This window comes from Sorangium sp. So ce693, assembly GCF_051521375.1.
Classification (GTDB): Bacteria; Myxococcota_A; Polyangia; order Polyangiales; family Polyangiaceae; genus Sorangium; species Sorangium atrum.
The window spans coordinates 9,411,914-9,433,587 of sequence record NZ_CP150347.1 but is presented as its reverse complement, the minus strand read 5'-3'; the positions used below and the strand labels follow the sequence as shown (position 1 = coordinate 9,433,587).

At 72.0% G+C, this 21,674-nt stretch carries 19 protein-coding genes; 5 read left to right on the top strand and 14 right to left on the bottom strand.

Annotated features, from left to right (window positions below):
* Positions 1–36 precede the first annotated feature (36 nt).
* Positions 37–876 carry a Uma2 family endonuclease gene (locus tag WMF14_RS35295; protein WP_437793336.1) on the top strand — a complete coding sequence of 280 codons (840 nt, stop codon included), beginning with the start codon at positions 37–39 and terminating at the stop codon, positions 874–876.
* Between the two features lie 23 nt (positions 877–899).
* Here the strand turns inward: WMF14_RS35295 and WMF14_RS35290 are convergent, their stop codons facing one another.
* From WMF14_RS35290 to WMF14_RS35280, 3 genes are read right to left on the bottom strand one after another with little or no spacing between them, the layout of a single operon-like run.
* The gene (locus WMF14_RS35290) at positions 900–2,102 is read right to left on the bottom strand and encodes a vWA domain-containing protein (protein ID WP_437793334.1); all 1,203 of its coding nucleotides are present in this window, start codon (positions 2,100–2,102) and stop codon (positions 900–902) included.
* 2 nt (positions 2,103–2,104) lie between these two features.
* Entirely contained in the window at positions 2,105–2,944 is an 840-nt protein-coding gene (locus WMF14_RS35285) for an AAA family ATPase (RefSeq protein WP_437793332.1), read from the bottom strand.
* Between the two features lie 46 nt (positions 2,945–2,990).
* Positions 2,991–4,130, bottom strand: a complete 1,140-nt coding sequence (locus WMF14_RS35280; protein ID WP_437793331.1) for a phospholipase D-like domain-containing protein — start codon at positions 4,128–4,130, stop codon at positions 2,991–2,993.
* Positions 4,131–4,610: 480 nt separating this feature from the next.
* Here WMF14_RS35280 and WMF14_RS35275 point away from each other — a divergent pair, with 480 nt between their 5' ends.
* A complete protein-coding gene (locus tag WMF14_RS35275) occupies positions 4,611–5,030 on the top strand; it encodes a hypothetical protein (RefSeq protein WP_437793330.1) in 420 nt (139 codons plus the stop codon).
* 147 nt (positions 5,031–5,177) lie between these two features.
* On the opposite strand, the gene WMF14_RS35270 is transcribed toward WMF14_RS35275, so the two are convergent.
* Entirely contained in the window at positions 5,178–5,798 is a 621-nt protein-coding gene (locus WMF14_RS35270) for a helix-turn-helix domain-containing protein (RefSeq protein WP_308738114.1), read from the bottom strand.
* A gap of 905 nt (positions 5,799–6,703) precedes the next feature.
* On the opposite strand from WMF14_RS35270, the gene WMF14_RS35265 reads away from it, so the two are divergent.
* Positions 6,704–7,267 carry an ExbD/TolR family protein gene (locus WMF14_RS35265; protein ID WP_272095451.1) on the top strand — a complete coding sequence of 188 codons (564 nt, stop codon included), beginning with the start codon at positions 6,704–6,706 and terminating at the stop codon, positions 7,265–7,267.
* Positions 7,268–7,296: 29 nt separating this feature from the next.
* Here the strand turns inward: WMF14_RS35265 and WMF14_RS35260 are convergent, their stop codons facing one another.
* The 10 genes from WMF14_RS35260 to WMF14_RS35215 all read right to left on the bottom strand — a co-directional run bounded on the left by WMF14_RS35260 (position 7,297) and on the right by WMF14_RS35215 (position 18,648).
* Complete coding sequence (locus WMF14_RS35260; RefSeq protein WP_012239127.1) at positions 7,297–7,878, bottom strand: hypothetical protein; 582 nt, start codon at positions 7,876–7,878, stop codon at positions 7,297–7,299.
* A gap of 29 nt (positions 7,879–7,907) precedes the next feature.
* A complete protein-coding gene (locus WMF14_RS35255) occupies positions 7,908–8,744 on the bottom strand; it encodes a hypothetical protein (RefSeq protein WP_437793327.1) in 837 nt (278 codons plus the stop codon).
* The gene (locus WMF14_RS35250) at positions 8,741–10,678 is read right to left on the bottom strand and encodes a BatD family protein (RefSeq protein WP_437793326.1); all 1,938 of its coding nucleotides are present in this window, start codon (positions 10,676–10,678) and stop codon (positions 8,741–8,743) included. Before WMF14_RS35250 ends, WMF14_RS35255 begins: the two co-directional genes overlap by 4 nt.
* Positions 10,675–11,757 carry a tetratricopeptide repeat protein gene (locus WMF14_RS35245; protein ID WP_437793324.1) on the bottom strand — a complete coding sequence of 361 codons (1,083 nt, stop codon included), beginning with the start codon at positions 11,755–11,757 and terminating at the stop codon, positions 10,675–10,677. Before WMF14_RS35245 ends, WMF14_RS35250 begins: the two co-directional genes overlap by 4 nt.
* The gene (locus WMF14_RS35240) at positions 11,744–12,898 is read right to left on the bottom strand and encodes a vWA domain-containing protein (RefSeq protein ID WP_272095447.1); all 1,155 of its coding nucleotides are present in this window, start codon (positions 12,896–12,898) and stop codon (positions 11,744–11,746) included. Before WMF14_RS35240 ends, WMF14_RS35245 begins: the two co-directional genes overlap by 14 nt.
* The gene (locus tag WMF14_RS35235) at positions 12,895–14,040 is read right to left on the bottom strand and encodes a VWA domain-containing protein (protein WP_272095446.1); all 1,146 of its coding nucleotides are present in this window, start codon (positions 14,038–14,040) and stop codon (positions 12,895–12,897) included. Before WMF14_RS35235 ends, WMF14_RS35240 begins: the two co-directional genes overlap by 4 nt.
* On the bottom strand, positions 14,037–15,290 hold the full coding sequence (locus tag WMF14_RS35230) for a hypothetical protein (RefSeq protein ID WP_437793323.1): 1,254 nt from the start codon (positions 15,288–15,290) through the stop codon (positions 14,037–14,039). The genes WMF14_RS35235 and WMF14_RS35230 overlap by 4 nt, the downstream gene beginning before the upstream one ends.
* Positions 15,287–16,195 carry a DUF58 domain-containing protein gene (locus WMF14_RS35225; RefSeq protein ID WP_437324365.1) on the bottom strand — a complete coding sequence of 303 codons (909 nt, stop codon included), beginning with the start codon at positions 16,193–16,195 and terminating at the stop codon, positions 15,287–15,289. The genes WMF14_RS35230 and WMF14_RS35225 overlap by 4 nt, the downstream gene beginning before the upstream one ends.
* Entirely contained in the window at positions 16,192–17,178 is a 987-nt protein-coding gene (locus tag WMF14_RS35220) for an AAA family ATPase (RefSeq protein WP_272095442.1), read from the bottom strand. The genes WMF14_RS35225 and WMF14_RS35220 overlap by 4 nt, the downstream gene beginning before the upstream one ends.
* Before the next feature lie 123 nt (positions 17,179–17,301).
* A complete protein-coding gene (locus tag WMF14_RS35215) occupies positions 17,302–18,648 on the bottom strand; it encodes a protein kinase domain-containing protein (protein WP_437793321.1) in 1,347 nt (448 codons plus the stop codon).
* Between the two features lie 223 nt (positions 18,649–18,871).
* On the opposite strand from WMF14_RS35215, the gene WMF14_RS35210 reads away from it, so the two are divergent.
* Together WMF14_RS35210 and WMF14_RS35205 are read left to right on the top strand one after the other, a co-directional pair.
* Complete coding sequence (locus WMF14_RS35210) at positions 18,872–19,981, top strand: hypothetical protein (RefSeq protein WP_437793320.1); 1,110 nt, start codon at positions 18,872–18,874, stop codon at positions 19,979–19,981.
* A complete protein-coding gene (locus WMF14_RS35205) occupies positions 19,978–21,672 on the top strand; it encodes a hypothetical protein (protein WP_437793318.1) in 1,695 nt (564 codons plus the stop codon). The genes WMF14_RS35210 and WMF14_RS35205 overlap by 4 nt, the downstream gene beginning before the upstream one ends.
* The last annotated feature ends 2 nt before the right edge of the window (positions 21,673–21,674 follow it).

Here is a 21,674-nt window from a genome sequence, read left to right as displayed (position 1 = left end):
CGCCGGGACGCCACCTCGACGTGCTAACGTCCTCTCATGCAGGTCAAGCGCCGGACAGCGGAGCGAGGCCCTTTCCGCGCGGAGCACCTCCGCGCGGGTGATCCGTACGAGCTGTCGAACGGCCACCCCGTCTACTGCGCCCCCACGGGGGGGCGCGCCTCGGGGCCGAACCACCTGGGCAGCTCGGTCGTCGGGTGGGACCCGGCGGTCAAGGAGGTGGGCGTGGACACGGGGTACTCCCCAGATCCGGGCACTCTCCTGGCGCCGGACGTCGCGGTAGGGAACGTGCCCGACAGGCCGGGCTGGGTGAAGGGCGTGCCGGAGCTCGCGATCGAGTACGCCGACGTGGGGCAGGACGAGGCGGCGCTGAAGGAGAAGATCGCCGACCTGCTCGCGGCCGGTACGAAGCTCCTGTGGGTTGTGCGCCTCATCGGTCCACGGCGGGTCGAGGTGCACGAGCCGCACCGGAAGGTGCGCGTCGCGCTCCCCGGAGAGCAGCTGAGCGCGCCGGGCATCCTGAAGAACGCGGTCCGCGTCGAGGCGCTCTATGACCGAAGCGAGGCGGAGAAGAGCACGCTGACCAACCTCCTCCAGCGGCGTGGATACGAGGATCTCGATGCCGTGCTCGATGCAGGGCGCGAGGAAGGTCGCGAAGAGGGGCGCGAGGAAGGTCGCGAAGCGGGGCGCGAGGAGGGGATCCTCGAGGGCAAGCGCGACGCGCTGAGGCGTGTCCTCGATCGGCGAGGATTGCGGCTCACGAAGGCGGCCGCGGCGAAGATCTCGGCGTGCAGGAGCGAGCGCGAGCTCGACCGCTGGCTCGACCGCGCCCTCGTCGCGTCGGCCACGGCGGAGGTGTTCCGCCGCGCGGGCCGCTGACCCGGGCCCGCGCGCCGCATGGATCAGGCGCGGCCGCGGCCGCCGACGAGCTCGGCGATGGCCTCTCCCAGGCCCTCCAGCGTGAGCGCGAACATCGGGAAGATGCCCTTGATCGCGTCGACGGTCGGGTGGGGGTAGGGGCCGATCCCATCCGGGTTCAGCCACACGGCGCGATCGAAATGGTCGCGGAGCATCATCAGCCAGGCGACGCCGGGCAGCCGCGCGTCGGGGTCGAACGAGGAGCCCGCACCGCCGCCGGAGCCCGACGAGCCGAGCAGCTCGTAGGGCGCCATCGAGGCGTCTCCGACCATCACGAGCTTGTGGTGCTTGCCGCACTCGCGGAGGAGCTCGCGCACCGGGATCGGGTCGAGGAGCCCCTCGGTCCTGAAGACCCTCTCGTAGACGCAGTTGTGGAAGTAGTAGCTCCTCAGCTCCTTCCAGTGCGTCGCGCGCTTCGCCGCGCTGAAGAGCTGCGACACGAGCGCGGCGCTGGGATCCATGGAGCCGCCCACGTCCATCATCAGGATCACGCGCGTGTTCGGCCGGCGCGGGGGCCGCGTGACGATCTCGATCTCGCCCGCGTTCCTGGCCGTCGCGTCGATGGTCGCCTCGATGTCGAGCTCGCGATCGCCGCCCTCGCGCGCGAAGGCGCGCAGCTTGCGCAGCGCCACCTCGATCTGGCGCACGTCGAGCGTGAGATCGCTGCGGTAGGGGCGGTAGCGGCGGGCGTCGGCGTTCTGCACGGCGCCGCTGCGCCCGCCTGCGGGGCCGCCGACCTGGATGCCGCTCGGATGGAAGCCGCCGCGGCCGAACGGCGAGGTGCCGCCGGTCCCGATCCACCGGCTCCCCCCGTCGTGGCGCTCGCGCTGCTCGCGGAGGCGCTCCTCGAACCGCCGGAGCACCTCTTCCAGATCGAGCTCCTCGATCATCGCCCTCTCCTCGTCCGAGAGGGCGCGCATCTTGATGGGATCCCGGAGCCACGAGAGGAGCTCCTCCGTGACCGCCTTGGCCTCCACGTGCACGCCGCGGAAGTGCTGGGCGAACGCCAGATCGAAGTCGTCGAGGTGCGCCTCCGAGTGGACGAGCATCGCCCGCGCGACGTGGTAGAAGCCTTCGAGCGAGCTCTCGTGGAGGCCAGCGGCGAGCGCGCGCGCGAGGCCGACGGCCTCCTGGGCGCCGACAGGGACCTTGCGGGCCCGGAGCTCGTAGAGGAACGCGACGAACATCGCTACGACCGGAACCGCCTGCCGCCCGCCAGCTGATCGGCCAGCGCGACAAGGTCCTGCTCCTTCTTGAGCAGCGCGCCGAGGAACGGCAGCGCCTTGTCGAGCTTCACCTCACCCACGCCCGCCCTCCGCAGGACGGCGATCCAGTCGATGAGCTCGCTCGTCGAGGGGCGCTTCCGGATCCGTGTGTTCTTCCGGATCTCGTAGAAGACCTGCATCGCCTGGTCGGCGAGCGTCCGATCGAGATCGGGGTGATGGACGCGGATGATCTCCCGCATGAGCTCGGGCTCCGGGAAATCGATGAAGTGGAAGACGCAGCGGCGCAGGAAGGCGTCCGGCAGCTCCTTCTCGTTGTTGCTGGTGATGATCACGACAGGCCGCTCCCGCGCGGTGATCTCGTCGCCGGTCTCGGCGACGCGGAAGCGCATCCGATCGAGCTCGTGGAGGAGATCGTTCGGGAACTCGAGATCCGCCTTGTCGACCTCGTCGATGAGGAGCACGACGCGCGCCGAGGCGTTGAACGCATTACCGAGCGGGCCGAGCTTGATGTACCTGCGGATGTCGCGGACGTCGCCGTCGCCGAAGCGCGCGTCGTAGAGCCGCTGCACGGTGTCGTAGACGTAGAGCCCGTCCTGGGCCCGCGTGGTGCTCTTGACGTGCCAGGTGATGAGCTCGGCCGACAGGCTCCGAGCGATGGCCTCGGCGAGCAGCGTCTTGCCGGTGCCGGGCTCTCCCTTGACGAGGAGCGGCCGCTCGAGCACCAGCGCGCAGTTGACGGCGGCCTCGAGCGCCTCGCTCGTGAGGTAGCGTTCGGTGCCGCGGAAGCGGCGGAAATCGGACATGCCGCAACGGTAGCACCCCCGGCCGAGCGCGGCGGACAGCGCCGGATCAGAGCCAGTCGCGCGCGAGGTAGGCCGTCCACGATGCGGCGCGCTCCCAGAGCGGGCGCCGGGCCCAGCGCGCGACGGTGATCTCGCGGCAGTGGGCGAGGTCGTCGGCGAACATCCGCTCCATCGCGCCCGCGAACCCGCGGTGCGAGATGATGGCGTTCACCTCGAGGTTCATGCGGAGCGACTGGCTGTCGAGGTTGGTGGAGCCGACGGTGGACCAGAGGCCGTCGATGACCGCGGTCTTCGCGTGAAGGACGCGGCCGCGCCACTCGAACATGCGCGCGCCGGCGTCGAGCAGGTGGCCGTAGATCGCGCGCGACGCGAGCAGGACCGCGGGCACGTCGGTGGTGCCGGCGACCATGATCCTGACGTCGACGCCGCGGCGAGCCGCGGCGGAGAGCACGTGGATGATCCGGAGCGGCGGCAGGAAGTAGGCGTTGGTGATGAAGATCCTGCGCCGGGCGCGCTCGATGGCGAGCCGGTAGGCTTCGCGGATGCCGTGGCGGTGCCTCCGGCGGGGGAGGTCGTTGCTGATGATCTGCACGGCCGGGTCGGGCCTGCGCTCGGCGTAGCCGTAGCGCTCGTCGTCGATGGGAGCGCCGCCTGTGCGCTGCCACGTGCGCAAGAAGAAGTACTGGAGCTCGGCGGCGGCGGGGCCCTCGATGCGGAGGTGGGTATCGCGCCAGTCGGCGCCGCCATCCTCCGGAGCGGCGTAGTCGTCGGAGAGGTTGAGGCCGCCCGTGAAGGCGACCGCACCGTCGACGATGAGCGCCTTGCGGTGGTCGCGGCGGGCGACCTTCCCGAGGGGGGCGGAGAGGTCGAGGGGGCGGAAGGCGAGGGGGCGGACGCCGGCGCGGCGGAGCCCGTCGAGGAAGGACGACGACACGGAAGAGCCCCAGGCGTCGAAGAGGACGTTCACCTCGACGCCGGCCGCCGCCCGCTCCATGAGCGCCTCGGCGAAGCGCTGGCCGGTGCGATCGCCCCGGAGGATGTACGTCTCGAGGCAGATCGTGCGCCGGGCGCGGGCGATGGCCTCGAGCATGGCCGGGTACGCCTGCGCGCCGTCCTTGAGGAGCGCGAGTCGGTGCGCGCCGACGGTCATCTCGGCGAACGCGGGCGCGGTAGGGGGCTGGGACATGCGGCGGGGGCCAGGCTGCCCGGGACGAGGCGGCGCGATGATAGCGCGGACGGGCGCGCGACGCCGCGGCGTGATGCTTGGCCGGCGTCGGTCAGCGGTCGATTCCGCGGGCCTCGCCTCGGCCCGCCATCGCGTCCGGCAGGCCAGGGGCGACGCTGCACCGCGCCGAACATTCATGTCCTCGGGCAGAAGCGGTATGCGGAGCTACCCGCGTATCTCGGGGGCTGAGACGTAGCGTCCATGTCCTTTGCCCGGAGTGAGGCCGCGCGGTTCATGAGGCCCCACCTGTCATCGACTGTCCGAACGAGCACAACCACACGTGGGCATCGAGCTCAACCGGCGCAGCATCCGTCGGGGGCGGCGACCTGTCTGCTCCATCGGAGGAAAAGGGGCGCGGCCAGGTGGCGTTGCTTGCCCCTACCTACGCGAGCACCTAGCCTGGACCGCGAACGAAACCAGCGCAGCGCGGAGGGAAACACCATGATGCCGATGATGAGCCTGCCGATGATGGGGCCTATGGGGATGATGCCCCAGACGATGGGAATGATGCCGCAGATGATGGGGATGATGCCGCAGACGATGGGGATGATGCCGCAGATGATGGGCATGATGCCCCAGATGATGGGCATGATGGGTCAGATGCCGATCATGGCGCGGATGACCTGTGAGATGGATAAAGAGGGTATGGTCTGCAAGATGATTCCCATGGATGGCATGGGGATGGACATGCTGCGCCAGCGCTGCGAAGCCATGATGAAGATGATGGGAATGGGCATGCCCATGATGATGATGTGCGGCAACATGCCAATGATGATGTGCATGAGCACCGGCATGGGCGTCGGCGCGAGCGGCACGAGCAACATGGGCGCCGGCTCGAACGTCGCCAGCATATCCAGGTGAGCGCGGCGGCGCGGCCGGCATCTCCCGAGCGCAGCGCAGAACACACGGAATCGCCGCGGCACCGGAGGGAGAAGAGCAGCGCCGGGAGACGTCCTTTTCCTCTCGGCGTCCTGGCGCCTCGGTGATCCGAGCTGTCGAGCGCCCCTGTCAGCCCGTCTTCTCGACGTACGTCATCACCAGGTAAAGGATGACCTGCTGATCGGTCAGGTTCCTGTACTGATGAGGCACGTCGGCGTCGAACATGATCGCGTCGCCGGTCGCAAGCACATGGCGCTCGGCGCCGACGACCATCTCCAGCGTTCCGGAGGTCACCACGAGGTTCTCCACGGTGCCCGGAGGGTGAGGATCCGCGTGTTCCGTGGCGAGGGGCGCGAGCGTGATCTCGTAGAATTCGACGGTCCTCGGCACGTCGAACGGGAACAGCGCGCGGGACGTGAACGAGCCGTCATGCGACGTCAACACCTTGGCGCGCGCGGCCAGGATGAGCGATGTGCCGCCGAGCGACTGGTCGCTGATCAGCGCCGAGAAGGGCACGCCGAGCGCCCGCGCGATCTTCCAGAGCACGTTGATCGTCGGCGTGCTCTGGCCGAGCTCGATCTGGCTGAGCATCGCCCGGCTCACGCCAGACGCCTTCGCCAGCCGCTCGAGGGAGAGCCCTCGCTTGGTCCGGAGGCGACGCAGGTTGGCCCCGACGATGCCGGTGAGCGCCGAGGAGGCGTCCTGCGGGGCCATCTCGTAGGCCCAGGCGTCTCCGGAGGCCTCGTCCACGTCCCGCTGCGGCCCCTCTCCGTTTGCGCGGCTGGAGTACGAGCTCGCGGGGCCAGCGACGCTCTCCGGTCTGCGCTGCGAGCGCGGTCCAGCGGGCGATGAAGGGCGCCCCGCCGATACGGCGGACGCTTGCACGCCGTTCTGGTAGCCCTCCACGGGCAACGACGCGCCGAGCCCATCGCCGGAAACGAGCCCAGGAGAGCTCCGTGGTGTGTTCTGACGGACGGTCTTCATCGCATCTGCCAGACGGGCATCCACGTCCACATCGGGAACCACCAGAGGGCGACCTGCATGGTCAATGAGCTGCCCGGCAACGGCTTCCTGTCGGGAGTATGCTCGTTCCGAGCCACCCGCCGCTGCTGCCGGTATTCCTCGAGGTCGATCACTTGAGCACTCTGGGGGCGCATCCGCTTACCTCCAACCCGTAGGTCCATCATCCGTTATAGCGGATTGTTTGTCAAGGGACAGCTCGGCCATGACGCACGAGGGTCGGCACGCTGCGTTGGCCCGGGGACGGTACGATGCCCTCTCGTCCGTGGCGACGGGCACCTGCCTCTCCGCCCATGCCGAGAAAATCGAGCTTTTCATCCGCCCTGTCCATGTTCAGGGCGTGCAAGGATGAGGCTGCTTTGTGTTGACGCGTTGCGTCTTTTGCGGCTGGGCGGAGCGAAGCGCCTCCGAAATAGTGGACGATGCGGAGTGTGGGCCGCCTGAGAGTGCGCTCGTCGCGCGCATCGGGATCGCCGGCGCGGCCCACCCGCGCGAGCGGTTCACCCGTGGCGGGGGAGCGGACGTTGGTGCTTTCCAGGAACATCCGGCGCGCGCCGCGCTCTGTCCTCCTATCGCAGCGCGGCCGCGGAGAGGGCGAGTGCGCCGCGACAACACGAACACACAAGGAGGCAGCCATGGCGGGCGTCGACGTGGGAGGTGGCGAGAGGCGGGCGCGAAACAGCGAGATCAACATGATTCCGTTCATCGATCTGCTGATGGTGACCATCGCCTTCCTGCTGATCACGGCGGTGTGGGTCACGAACTCGCGGCTCAAGACGAGCGCGGAGGTGCCTGCTGCCGCGGGGTGCGGTGAGGAGTGCCAGAAGGAGCCTCTCAGGACGATGCATGTCCACGTCGGCGAGGATCAGTTCAACCTCGTGTGGAAGCAGGGCGCGACTGTCCTGAGCGAGGTGAGCGTCCCCAAACGTCCTGTCGAGATCGGCAGGGCGGGAGCCACCGCGATCCGTTACAGAGAGCTCGGCGAGGCCATCCAGCGCGAGTGGGAGCGGAGCGGCGAGCACCGCGCGCCGAGCGATCGCCGCGCCGACCAGGCGGTGCTCCACAGCGACGACAAGACGCCGTTCCGCGAGCTCGTCGCCGTGCTCGACGCGATCAATGCCCCGCGCCGAACCGTCCTCCTCCAGGACGGCCGCAGCGCGGAGATGCCAGCCTTCCTAGCCACCTTCTCAGCGCGATAGAGCGGCGTCGTCTAGAGACGGGCGGGAAGTTACGCGGTGAACTCGGTCGTCAGCGCGACCCAGTTCGAGGGCGGGCGGACGGCGTAGCTCAGGGCCAGGACCTCGATCAGCACCACCCGGTAGATCGCGTGGACGTCGTCGACGTCGACCTCGTGCGCGTTCGCCTCGAGCGCCGCGTCGAGGTGCTCCTGCACGAAGGCGAGGACGTCGGGCTGCTCCATCGCGATGACGTCGTCCGAGTCGACCGCCTCGGCAGGATCGTGGAGGCGGATCTGCTCGTCCAGGTTCAGCGACTCCTCGACGCCCGTGAGCGCCGTCTCGGTGACCTCGTCGAGGTCCTGACCGAACAGCTCGTCGAAGGCGAGCCAGATCGCGAGCGTCAGGAAATAGCCGAGGGCGAGCGCCGTCTCGTCGAGCGGGCCGGAGAGCACCGAGGAGATCCGGTCCGCGAGCGCAGGCTGCGTCTGCTCGAAGCGCGTGAACGCGTCGTCGAGCTGCTTGCGCGAGTCGTCGTCATCCTCGGCGAGCTGATCCTCGATCTCGGACAGGACGCGCGCCGGCACCTGAGCGTACGAGGGGACGGGGCGAATGGCTGCGCGGCGTACCCACACGCGGACAACCTAGCACACGATGGCGCGGCTCATGGAGCGAGCAGCCGGATGCTCGACGCCGGAACCCACCCCTCCGTTGCGCCCCAGCGGACCTCCGCGAGCCCGCCCGATCTCCTGCCGACCTCGACCGACGCACCCTCGGGGATCGCGCTGTGCTCCGCGCGGGGCAGCGCGCGCCCGTCCTCGTCGAGGAGCCGGACCTCGGGGACCACCACGACGCCGGCCCGGGTCGTGAGGCGGAGGTGCCGCGCCGCATAGGTGAGCGGCACCAGCGCGAGCAGCGCGACGAGCGCCGTCGGCGCAAGGACGCTGCCCGCGACGTGCGCAGGGCCGGCAGGGCGGCGCCGCAGGACCACGCCCAGGGCGAGGAGCAGCGACGCGAGGAGCGCGGCCGCCGCCCACGTGCGCTCCGAGGCGAGGCCGACGATGACCCGGCCGAGCGTCGGGCGCACGTCGACCGCATCCGTGGCGCGGCGCGAGCGCCGGCGGGTGATCTCGGCGCGCACGAGATCCAGCGCGCGATCCGCGTCGGCGTCGCCCGGACGGAGCCGCAGCGCCTCCTCGAACGCGGCCGCCGCCCGGCCGAGGTCGCCGGGGCGATCCGCGCCCTCGCGGACGCGCGTGACGTAGGCGAGCCCGCGGTTGTAGCTCGCGTCCGGGTGCACGAAGCCGCGGTCGGCGAGCAGCTCGAACGTGTCGATCGCCGCGCCGTACTCGCCGCGGTCGAGCGCCGCCGTGCCTTCCTGGAACATCACCTCCGGGGACTCCGCCGGCTGCGCGCGCGCCTCGCTCGACGGCAGCGCCGGCGCGAGGCTGGCGGCGAGGAGGAGCGCGCCGGCGAGGAGGCGCCTGCGGCGGCCGTTCATGCGGGCTTCCATCGCGAGAGCTCGGTCACGACGGCGCGGCTCTGCTCGACGAGCGCCGCGGCGGCGGCGCCGCCGCCCTCCTGCGCGGTCGGCTCGAAACGGATCGCCTCGCACGCGGCCAGCGCCTCGCACGCGCGCGACGAGAGCGGCTCGGGGACGCCGCGCCGGCCGAGCTCGCCCGGGAGCTCCGCGAGCAGGACGCCGCGCGAGCGGAGGCCCGTCGCGGACTCGATCGCCCGGTGCACCGCGCGCTCGATCGCCGCGGCCGTCGCCCCGAGATCTCCCTGCGCGGCCGCCTCCTCCGCTTCGCGCTGGGCGATCGCCGCGAGCCGGGCGGGCGAGCTCGCGCCCGCCGCGCGGCGATCGCGCGCCCGGCGCAAGAGCCGATCGCCCGCGCCGAACAGCGTGACGGCGAGCGGCGGCGCGGCCAGGAGCAGCCAGAACGGCGCGCCGTCGAGGGGCAGCGTCGCGGGCGGGGTGTGCGGGCCGAGCGACGTGCGGAGCCCCGGCATGCCGGCGAACGGCGCGCCGCGGCCAGCGCCGTCGCCCTCGGCGAGAGGCGCCCTGGACGGCGGCCCGGACGACGCCGGAGGAGCCACCGGGCTGACCTGGACGACGCCGAGCTCGGCGCGCTCGACCACGTAGCGCTTCTGCGCCGGATCCCAGTAGGGGAGCTCGATCTTGCCGAGTTCGACCGCGCCGCTCTCCTGGATCCGGACGACGTAGCCGAACGAGCGGGTGCCGCCGATCGCGCCGCCGCGCGGCTCGATCGCGTCGCGCTTCTCCGGGTCGAGCCAGTCGAGCCCGGTCCGCTCCGGCACCCGGAGCGACTGGGGGAAGTTGCCGGTGCCCGCGATCTGCACGTTCACGGCCACCGAGCCGCCCTGCTCGATCTGGCGCGGCTGCACCGTCGCCTTGAGCGTGAACTGACCGACGTCGCCGACGGCATAGCCGGACGGGCGGCCGGCGAGGGGCGGCTCCGTGACCTTGACGACGACGTCGTTCGATTCGCGCAGCACGCGCGCGCCGATCCGGCGACCGGTGATGCGCGTCTGCATGCTGCCCGTGCGCAGCTCGCCCGTCTTCAGCGGGAACAGCGCCAGCTTGTCGACGAGGCGGGCCGCATAGCGGTACCCGCCGACCCGCGTGTACACGGGCCGTTCGGTGCGGGGGTCCTCGAGGAGCGTGTGGCGAAGGAAGTCCGGCGCGGGCGCCGCGCGGGGCTCGGTCATCTCGGCGTTCTCGCGGAAGTACAGGTAGAACGAGACAGTGACCTGCTCGCCGACCACCGCGGTCGTCTTGTCGGGGATGGCGCGCAGGAACACCACCGGGTCGGGCTCGCGCGGCATCGCCAGCTCTGTCGCCTCGGCCTCGGGCTGGTCCTGGGTCGCCTCGTCGTCGAAGAGGCCGCCCGGACCGCCGAACGGCCACGGGAAGCCCTGCAGCGGGCCGCCGGGCAACAGGAACGGGTTGCTCGGCCGGCGAGGCCGCCCGCTCGCCGGCGCGACCTTGATCAGGATCGGAGCCGCCGGCAGGCGCCTGCCGTTCCAGGAGATCGTCGGCCCCGGGATGGTGTAGCGGCCGGGTTTGTTCGCGACGATCTGCCACGTCGCGCTGATGCCCAGCTGCGTGATCATGACGCCGCCCCCGAGCTGCGTCTTCATCTGCGTCCCGATGCTCGGGCCGGAGACGATGGAGAGGTCGGGCGGGACACGCAGCTCCGGATCGGAGGGCATGCCGGCGCCGCGCTCGACGAGGGCCTTCACCTCGACCGTGAACGGCTCGCCGACCTCGACGTCGGTGGAGCTCGCGCGCGCCGTGAGCTCCGGCTGCTGCTGGGCACGCGCGCGGAGCGGGGCGATCAACGCGAGCAACGCCACGAGCAGCGCGGTCGCGAGCGGCGCGAGGCGCGGGGGGGCGAGCGCGAGCGTCACTTGTCCTCCATGCCGCGGCCGCGCCGCATACCGGCCTTGTTCTTCGCCTCCTGCTCCTGATACGTCGGCGCCTCCTCGAGCTGGTCGAGGATGCGATCGTCCTGCCGACCGGTCTGCGGCGGCTCCTGGGGCTGCTCGCGCGGCGGCTCGGGTTGCTCGGGTGAGCCGGCGTCGGGCGTCTGATCCTGCGGGCCAGCGTCGGGGCTCTGATCCTGGTCGCCGCCGTCGTTGCCCGCGTCCTGGCCGCCGCCGTCGTCGCCCGCGTCAGGCTCGCCGCCGTCGTTGCCCGCATCCTGGTCGCCGCCGTCGTCGCCCGCGTCGGGCTCGGCGTCGGGCGGCGCATCGGGCTCGGCGTCCGGCGGCGCATCGGGCTCGGCGTCCGGCGGCGCGGCGTCCTTCTGGTCCTCGATGCGCCGCAGCGCGATCGCCCGGTTCCAGGCCGCGTCCCGGCCGACGCCGTCGCCGCCGGCCTCCTCGAGGACCCCGGGGATGATGGCCAGCGCCTGGTCGTAATACGTCACCGCATCCTCGTACTTGCGCCGCAAGAACTCGAGGTTGCCGGAGAGGTAGCGGGCCCGCGCGCGCAGGTCGGCCGGCACGCTCGGATCGGCCCCGATCGCCTTCACGAGGACCAGCGCGCAGTCGATCTCGATCCCGCGCAGCGCGTCGCTCTGCTCCTGCTCCGGCCCGCCGTCCGCGAGCCCCTCGTCACCGAACCGATGACCGTAGCGCTCGGCCAGGTGGAACAGCGTCAGCCCGAGATCGAACGAGCCGTTCGGCTTCTGGCGAACGGAGTCCGGCAGCCCGATGCCGGCGTCGCTGCACGCGCCCGTCCCCAGGTAGCTCTCGAGGGCCTGCGCGGCAGACTCGAGGTTGCCCGCGTCGAGATCGCGGATCGCCTGGTCGACCGCCGGCGCGTTCCGCTCGAACGGGGACGTCGGATCCCACCCGCTGCACCCGGTCGCCGCCGAGAACGCGGCCCCGGTGAGGCACGCGGCGGCGAGCCCGATCGCGATCCAGCGCCCCCGGCGCGCGAAGAACCCGGCGAGATCCACGCGCTTGCGATCACGACGCGGCATGCTGCCCTCCCGCGTTGCCCCGAGGCGTCGGCCCCGCTCCCGCCGCGAGGTCCGCGCCGAGCGGGCGCCCCTTCAGCAGCCCGGCGCGCTTCGGCGCGGCCTCGGGGTGTGTCGCCACGAAGCGACGGCGCGGAGCGTCCTTGAGGAACACCTCGGCGATGAGGAGCAGGATCGCGAGGCCGAGCGGGTAGAAGTAGACGTCCGCGTAGACCGTCTCGACCCGCTCCGAGAGCTCGCTCTTCATCTGCCGCCTGAGCTCCGCGGCGATCGTCTCGATGCCCGTGGTCCCCTTCTCCGCGCGGATGATCTGCCCGCCCGGCGTCGCCTGCGCGATCGACGCGAGCTGCTGCTCGCCCGACAGCGACAGCTCGGTCGTGAGCGGCTTGCCCTGGCGATCCGTCCGCCACCCGACGATGCGGCCGTCCTGGCCGATCTCCGGGATCGGCTCCGGCGTGCGCCCGCCGATCTGAACGACGTGGATCGTCGTGCCCTGGGCGCCGATCGCCTGGGCGACGCTCAGCGGGTAGCCCTCGAGGTCCTCGCCGTCCGTGACGAGCAGGATGATCCGCTTGTGCTCGGCGGACTTCGGATCGCGCCTCAGGAGCTCGTTCGCCTGGTCGAGCGCGCGCGCGATCGCCGTGCCGCCGATCGGCATGTCGTTGGGGTCGAGCTGGCGGAAGAACTGCGCGATCGCCGCGCCGTCGGCGGTCAGCGGGAAGCCCATCGGCTCGCCGGCGAACGCGACCGCGCCGAAGCGCGCGCCCTCGAGATCCTTGATGAGGCGGGCGACCTCGACCTTCGCCCGGAAGATGCGGGACGGCTCGACGTCGCGCGCGTACATGCTCTTCGAGTAGTCGAGCACGATCACCACGTCGACGTTGGTCGCCGGCACGAGCCGCGTGCCTTTGCCGTACTGGGGGCGCGCCGCGGCCACGAACGCGAGCGCCGTCGCGAGCACGAGCAGCACGCCCTTCCAGGCGCGGCGCTTCGCCGGATCGGCGGTGGTGAGCGCCTTCACGCGATCTTCGTCGCCGAAGCGCTTGATGGCGCGCGCCACGCCGAAGCCGCCGAGGATGAGCAGGAGGCCGATCAGCGCGGCGAACGCCGTCCCGAGCAGGAACCAGGGAGCCGCAAAGTTCACGGGAACCTCCGGAGCAGCCAGGCGCGCAGGAGCGCGTCGAGCCCGATCAGGAACACCCCGGGCAGGAGCAGGAACGGGAAGAGATCCTCGTACGCGGCGCTCGACGCCTCGAAGCGGGTCTTCTCCAGCCGGTCGAGCACGTCGTGCATGCTGGCCGCGAGCCCCTTCGCGTCGGTCGCCACGTACGACGCGCCGCCGGTCTTCTGCGCGATCTCCTGGAGCAGCGCGGGGTTCACCGGGAAGCGGTGGCGCACGTAGCGCGGCTGCCCGAAGAGATCGATGCCGTCCTCGACCTCGACCTCGTCGTCGGTGCCGATCTGGATCGTGTAGACCTTCGCGCCGAGCGAGGTCGCGAGGTGGGTCGCGTACTCGGGGGAGATGGCCCCGGCGTTCGAGTCGCCGTCGGTCAGGAGGATGACGACCTTCGACTGCGCGTCGCTCCTGCGCAGGCGCGCGACCGCGGTGCCGAGCGCGTCGCCGATCGCCGTCGCGCTGCCGTCGATCACGTTGAGCGTCATCTGCGAGACCATCTGCGTCAGCAGGTGGTAGTCGAGCGTCGGCGGCGACAGCACGTAGGCGGCCTTGCCGAAGACGACGACGCCGAGGCGATCGGTCCTCCTGCGGCTGATGAAGTCCTGGAGGACGAGCTTGGCCGTGTCGAGCCGGGTCAGCCGCTTGCCGCGCGGCAGCTTCGGCTGGCCGGGGAGGTCGCTCGGCCGCGCGTCGAGGATCGCGCGCATCGAGCCCGACAGGTCGAGCGCCACGACGATGTCGATGCCCTTGTCGTCCGAGCGCTGCTCGCGGAGCACGCTGACCGGCCGCCCCATCGCGAGGACGAGCAGCGCGAGCGCCACGGCGCGCAGCACGCCCGGCAGGTCGCGCAGGTGGCTGCGCAGGCCGCGCGGCCCGCGCGCGAGCGGCGCGACCGTGCCGAGCCGGAGCCGCGGCCTGCGCGCGTCCTCCGCGAAGATGCCCCAGTACCAGACGACGGGCACCGCGATGAGCGCGAGCAAGAACCAGGGGTTCTGCCAGCTCGCCGAGGACCAGGCCTCGCGGCGCGCGAGGTAGGGGTACACGCAGGCGACCGCGGCGACGACGAGCGTCGCGATGAGGGCGAGCGATGCGCGCTTCGTGCGGCTCAAGGCGCCTCCTCCGGCGCCCCGGACGGGCGAGCGGGCGGCTGCTGCCCGCCGGCGGGCGAGCTCCGGGGGCCGGCGCCGTCGCCGGGCCGCGCCGCCGGCGGGGTCGTGCGGTGCACGATGTTCTCGCCGTCGTCGAGCGCCGTGAGGCAGTCGGCCTCGCTCGGCTGGAGGCGCGCGAACTTCACGAGATCGCAGTCGGCGAGGAACCGCGCGATCTGCGGCAGCACCGGCACGGGCGGGCGCACCCGCGCGAGCAGCTCCCGCATCTCGTCGCTCGTCGTCTCGAGGCCGTCGAAGCCGTACCGCGCGCCGAGGTACTTGCGCACGCAGTCGCTCACGCGGTCGAAGTACTCACCGGTCCGCCCCTCGCCGAGCAGGTCGGAGCGCCGGAGCGCCTCGAGCTCCTCGAGCGCGGCGATCCACGGCAGCTTGGGCGGCGGCGCGACCACGACGCGGGGCCGGCGCAGCCAGCGCCGGACCAGCCACGCCACGAGCAGCCCGAGCGCCGCGCCGATGAGGATGCCGACCGTGAGCTGCTTCGCGAGCACCCACTCCTCCCGCTGCGGCCGCGGCGGCGGGTTCGGCTTGACCTTGGGATCCCGCTCGTTGGCGATCGGGTCCTCGATCACGATCTCGTGCGGCCGGGTGCAGACGGTGACGAGCTCCCCGCTCGCGCGGGACACGGCGATCGGCACCGGCGGCAGCAGGAGGGCGCTCCTCCCGGGCTCCTTGGGCAGCGGGACGAACGGGATGACGAGCTTGGTCGTGGCGCCGGCGTCGGTCGCCGTCGTCGTGCTGGTCGGCCCCGCGCCCGCGTCGGCCTCGGGCAGGACGAACCCCGCCTTCTGGATCGCGCGCGCGGCGTCGCTGTCGCCCTGGACCTTGAAGCCCTCCGGCAGCACCGTCTCGCCCTTGCCGTGCGTGACCGTGATCTCGAGGTGGGCCGCGTACCCGCTGAACCCGTTCTTCGGGAACGTCTCCTCGATCCGGGGGCGCGTCGCGCCGGGCGGCACGTGCTCCGCGCACGAGGCCCACACGCTCTCGCCGCGCTCCTTCGCCGCCGGCGCTGCCGGCGCCGGGGCCGGCGCTGGCGGCGGCGGCGGGGTGTCGTCAGCGGCGGGCCCGCCGGCGCCGCCAGCGTCCGGCTGCGATCGCGCCGGCGCCGCGCACGCGAGCGCCGTCGCCAGCGCGGCCCACGCGAGCGGGCTCGCGCCGCGCGCGGCGTGGACCGCCGAGCGGCGCGTCCTCATCGCCTGAGCCTCCGCGCCCGCTTGGCGAACAGGTCGCGCAGCGGGCTCACGAAGCTCTCGCCGGTCTTCACCACCACGGCGTCGAGCGCGAGCTTCTTGAACAGCTTGTCGCGGTCGCTCCGCACCTTGCGCATGGCGGCGCGGTAGTGGTCGCGCACCGCCCGATCGCCGGTGTCCACCACGACCTCTTCCCCGGTCTCGAGGTCCTCGAACGTCGCGAGCCCCACGTCGGGCAGCTCTTCGTCGCGCGGGTCGACCAGCATCACCGGGATCACGTCGTGCTTGGCGCTCGCGAGCGAGAGCGAGCGCTCGAAGCCGGAGGCGAAGAAATCGCTGATCACGAAGGCCACGCTCCTCCGCTTGGCCACCTTCACCAGGGTCTCGAGCGCGAGCTTCAGGTTCGTCCCCGTGTACTTCGGCTCGTGCCCGAGGATCTCCCGGATGACGCGCATCACGTGCTTGTCCCCCTTCTTCGGCGGGACGAGCTTCTCGATGGCCTCGGTCGCGAGCACGAGGCCCACGCGGTCGTTGTTCTTGATGGCGCTGAAGGAGCAGAGCGCGGCGATCTCGGCGGCGACGCGCGCCTTCGACGCGCGCCGCGTGCCGAACTGCTCGCTCTGCGAGGCGTCGACGACCAGCATGACGGTCATCTCCCGCTCCTCGACGAACACCTTCACGAACGGCTCGCTCATGCGGGCCGAGACGTTCCAGTCGATCCAGCGCACGTCGTCGCCGGGCAGGTACGCGCGCACCTCGCGGAACGAGAGCCCTTGCCCCTTGAAGACGGACGAGTACGTCCCGGAGAGCTGCTCGTTGGCGAGCCGTTGCGTCCGGATCTCGATGCGCCGGAGCTGCTTCAGGAGCTCGGGCGGCAGCGGGTTCTTCGAGCCGGAGGCCTTGATCACGGCACCTCGACCACCTCGAACACGCGCCGGACGATCTGCTCGGACGTGACCTCCTCGGCCTCCGCCTCGTAGGTCAGGACGACCCGGTGCCGGAGCACGTCGGGGCCGATCGCCTTCACGTCCTCCGGCGTGACGTAGCCCCGGTGGCGCAGGAAGGCGTGCGCGCGCGCCGCGAGCGCCAGCGCGATCGAGGCGCGCGGGCTCGCCCCGTACTCGATGAGGCTGCTCAGCTCCCGCATCCCCTTTTGCCCGGGCTCGCGCGTCGCGAAGACCACGTCCACGATGTAGTCCTTCACGCGATCATCCATGTACACGTCGCGCACGACCTTGCGCGCGGACACGAGCTCCTCGGGGGTCGTCACCTTCGCGGCCTTGCCCTCGATCGCGGACGTCGTGCGGTCGATGATCTGCCGCTCCTCGGCCCGCGCGGGGTACCCGACCTTGACCATGAGCATGAACCTGTCGACCTGCGCCTCCGGGAGGCGGTAGGTCCCCTCCTGCTCGATCGGGTTCTGGGTCGCCATGACCACGAACGGGCTCGGCAGCGGGTAGGTCGTGTCGCCGATCGTGACCTGCCGCTCCTGCATCGCCTCGAGGAGCGCGCTCTGCACCTTCGCGGGGGCGCGGTTGATCTCGTCGGCGAGCACGAGGTTCGCGAAGATCGGGCCCAGCTTGGAGGTGAAGTCGCCCTTCTGGTGGTTGTAGATGACGGTGCCGATGAGGTCGGCGGGCAGCAGATCCGGCGTGAACTGGATCCGCGAGAACTTCGCGTGGATGGCGTCGCAGAGCGTCCGCACCGTGAGCGTCTTGGCGAGGCCCGGGACGCCCTCGAGGAGGACGTGTCCCCCGGTGAGCAGCCCGATGAGGATGCGCTCGATCATGTACGTCTGACCGACGATGACCTTGCCGACCTCGCTCAGCAGGGTGTCGATGAAGGCGCTCTCTTTGGCGACCAGCTCGTTCAGGGCGCGTACGTCGTGCATAACGGGTGGGAGCTCATAGCAAGCCCGGCCGCCCGAGGACAACCGGCGCCTCTCGAATATTCCTCGGCGCGAGGCGGGGCCCCGGCGCGCGCTCGTCGGCGCGGGGCGGGGCCCCGGCGCGCGCTAGAAGCCGGGCTCGCGGAACTTGGCGCGCCCGGTCTCGCCAGGCGATCGGGAGCGAGGCGGGCTCGCGCTCGCGGCGGGGGTGGAGGACGGCGGCGCCGCGGGCGTGGTGGACGGGGCCGGCTCAGACACGCGCGCGGGCTCCGGGGCGCGCGGCTCGGCGGTGACGACCCCCGGGCGCGGCTCCACCGCGATGGCCGGCGCCGCGGGCACCGCCACGGGCGGCGCGCCGGGGCCCTCCCCGAGGCCGATCCACAGGAGCGTCGCCGCCCCGAGCAGCGCGCCCGAGGCGACGAGCGCCGCCGCGGTGGCGATCGTCCGGGCGCGGCGGCGCGGGTCCAGGCGCGAGGGGGGGCGCCCCCGCGATCTGCCCTCCGCGGCGCGCAGCGCGTCCTTGATCAGCGCCGCGCGACGCGCGCTGCGCGCGGCGAGCGCGTTGCGGATGTACCCCGTGACCTCGCCGGGGCGGCTGCCGAGGGCGGCGCTCACCGCCTCCAGCGCGTCCGCGAGCTCGGCCATCGTCGCGAAGCGCTCGGCCGGATCCTTGGCGAGCGCGCGCATCACCGCCGCCTCGAGCGCGGCGGGGTACCCGGGGACGAGGGGGCCCGGCGGATCGACCGGCTCGGGCCGCGCGATGCGCGCCATCGTCGCGAGGTCGTGGCTGGCGGCGAACGGGTGGGTGCCCGTCGTCAGCTGATAGAGCACGATCCCGAGCGCGAAGACGTCGGACCGCCGGTCCAGCTGCTCGCTATAGACCTGCTCGGGCGCCATGAAGAGGATCTTGCCCTTCATGTGCCCGGTGTTGGTCGTCGGGTTGTCCACCTGCGCCATGGCCTTGGCCACGCCGAAATCGGCGATTTTGACCGAGCCGTCCCGCGTGATCAGGATGTTGTGCGGCGAGACGTCCCGGTGAACGAGCCCGACCAGCGCGCCGCCGTCGTCCCGTAGCTCGTGGGCCGCATGGAGCCCCCGCGCCGCCTCGATCGCGATTTTCACCGCGACAGGCAGGGGGAGCGGGCTGCCCTGCTTGCGGGTGCTGCCGCCGAGCAGCGCCACGAGCGCGTCGCCGTCGATCCACTCCATCACGAAGTAGAGCACCCCGCTCTGCTCACCTTGATCCAGGATCGCGCACACATTGGGGTGCTTGATCCGGGCCGCGATGCGCGACTCCGTGAGGAACATGCGCTTGCAGCGCGGATCGCTGGAGAGCGCCGGCAGCATCGTCTTGACTGCCACGATCTTGTCGCCCGCCGCCCCGCCGCGCTCTCGGGCCGCCCACACCGTCCCCATTCCGCCCTGCGCGATGGCGATCAGCAGCTCATAGCGGCCGAGAAGCTGGCCTGGCACAAGATCGACGGGCGCTATCACAGCTCGTACCTGCGACTCCTGTGTCGTCGTGAATCCGACCATGCTGAAGCTCTCACCGACAATGGGAGAGCGTTCCAGGCGGGTCGTGCAAGAGCGTTCCAGGATCGGACGCCAATCTCAAACAATTTTCCAGTTGTCGAGGATCGATCGGCGTGAGTACGGTTAGACTGCCTCTATCGCTTGGTGATGGAAGGAGGCGTGGGTGAAGCATCGGATCACCATCGGCGGAGTGGTATTCTTCGCCCTGGTCGGCGTCGGTCCGGCTGCGTTCGCCGAGCCTCCCCCGGAGGACGCCGGGCGCGCGCCGCCGGCCGCGGTCGCGAGCGACACTGCGGCTCTCGCCGCGCCCCACAAGCCGAGCGCTGCGGAGCTCGCGTCCGCGCGGCGCCTCTTCGCGCTCGGCCTCGCCGCGGAGGACGGCGGCCGGTGGGCAGAGGCGCTGGAGACGTACGAGCGCATCAGCAAGATCGTCGTGTCCCCGCCGCTCTGGTATCACCTCGGGGTCTGTCATGAAGCGCTCGGCCACGTCGTCGAGGCGCTCAACGCATTTGAGCTCGCCGCGTCCGGCGCGACCGCGCGGAGCGAGCTCGCGCTCGCCAGGGAGTCGCGGGCACGGCTAGAGAAGCTTCGCGTGAAGACGTCGCAGATCGTCCTGCAGCTGCCCGAGGACGCGATCGGCGTGCGCGTCGAGATCGATGGTGAGCCGATCCACGCCGCGCTCGTCGGCGCGGCCATCCTCGTGAGCCCCGGGGCGCGGCGGGTCGTGGTGGAGGCCGAGAACTATGCGGCGCGGTTCGAGGCGTCGGTGCAGGCCGAGACGGGCGCGGTCGTCGAGCTGCGGGCCGATCTCGGTCGCAAGCGATCGCCCGCGGTCCTGCTGTCGATCGCGCCCGCGCGCCGGGCGCTGCCCAGCGCGCCCGCGCCCGGCCCGCGCATCTCGCCGGTGGTCGTCGTGGGGACGGCGGCCGCGCTCGCCGCCGGCGCCGTGGTCACGGGCGTCGTGGCGTACGACGTGCGGCACAGCTTCCTGAAGAAGAACGCGAACCCTGCCCCGGGCTCGCTGGGCGAGCGGCAGGCGCTGCACGACCGCGGGCAAGCGCTCGCCGTCACGAGCACGGTGCTCACCGGGGCTGCCCTCATCGCAGGCGGCGTCGCCACGTACCTCTTCTGGCCCTCGTCCTCCTCGCCCGCGGCTCCTCCGGACGCCGCCGGGCGGCGGCTTGCGCCCGCGCCCCGCACCCCCGGCCCGACGGCGCTCTCGCCATGGGTCGGCGCGGACGGCGCCGGGGTCGCCGTGCAGGGAGTGCTGTGAGCGGCGCCCATCGGCCCGGAGCGGGCGTCGTCGCGGCGCTCGCCTTCGCCTGCACCGGCCTCGGAGCGTGCGCCTTCATCGCGCCGTTCCCCGACGTGGCGGCGGATCCCGTGTCGGTGGGCGAGGGGGGAGCCGGCGGCGGCGGCGTTGGGGCGAGCGGCGGCAGCGAGGAGCAGGAGATCTGCGTTCCCCGTACCGAGGCGGCCTGCTACGCGGGGCCGCAGGGCACGCAGGGCGTCGGCCTCTGCGTGGGCGGCGTCGCCGCGTGCAATGACGACGGGACGGACGTCGGCGCCTGCGTCGGCCAGGTGCTGCCCGCGTTCGAGAGCTGCGCCACGCCCGAGGACGAGAACTGCGACGGGCGAGCGTGCACGGGCGATCCCGTGCACAGCGTCGCGCTCGGCGGGGCCGGCGCTCAGCAGGGCCTGGGCATCGCCGCCTCGGCCGACGCCGTCGTGGTGGTCGGCTCGGCGTCGGGCAGCACCGATCTCGGCGCGGGCCCGTCGGACGAGCTGGGAGCGCTCGCCGAGCCGGACTCTTTCCTCGTCTCGTTCTCCCGCGACGCCTCCACGCGCGAGGGGCGGTTCCGGTTCGGCCGCCGCTTCGCGGACAGCGTCGCCCGGGCGGTCGCGCTCGCGCCGGGGGGCGACGTGGTGCTCGCGGGCAGCGTGGCCGGCGACGTCGATTTCGGCGGCGGCGTGCTCGCGGGCGCCGGCCGCCGCGCCGACGTCGTCGTGGCGCGGTTCGACGCGACCGGGGCGCACCAGTTCAGCCGGCGCTTCGGCGACGAGGCCACGCAACAGGCCGCGGCGGTCGCCGTGGACCAGGCGGGGAACGCCTTCATCACCGGAGAGTTCTCGGGCACGCTCGACTTTGGCGAGGGCCGTCAGGGCGAGCGGTTCACCCTGGAGAGCCACGGCAGGAGCGATGCCTTCCTGGCCAAGCTCGACGCCGCCGGCCACGTCGAATGGGCCAAGCGGCTGGGCGGCAAGGGAGATCAGGCCGGCACGGGCGTCGCCGTCGACGGCGACGGCAACATCATCGTCGTCGGCTGGTTCAGCGGGGAGGTCGATTTCGGGGGCGAGAAGCCGCTCACCACCGAGGCCAAGACCGACCTGTTCGTCGCGAAGCTCGACCCCTCGGGCGATCACGTCTGGAGCAAGGCGGCCGACGCGACCAACGCGGCCGAAGCGCTCGGCGTGGCCGTCGATGGAGCGGGCAACATCCTCGTGACCGGCTCGTTCCGGAGAGCGATCTCCTTCGGCGAGTCGCTGCTCACGAGCAATGGAGACAAGGACATCTTCCTCCTCCGGCTGGACGAGAACGGTGTCCTCCAGTGGTGCGAGGACTTCGGCGACGACGCCGATCAGGAGGGCGCCTCCGTCGCGGTCGATCTGGCGGGCAACATCCTCCTCACCGGCTCCTTCCAGGGGAGCCTCGACATCGGCAACGAGGCGGACTCCGCCACGGGCGCCGCCGACGTGTTCGTGGCGAAGCTCGACCCTGCCAGCAACCCGATCTGGCTGCGCTCGTTCGGCGACTCGGGCGAGCAGCGCGGCGCCGCCGTCGCCGTCGATCTCCTCGGCGACAGCTGGGTGACCGGCCGCTTCGACGGCGTCCTCGATCTCGGGGCGGCCACGGCCACGAGCCGGGGCGCCGGCGACGCGTTCCTCGTGCAGATCGGGCCGTGAGC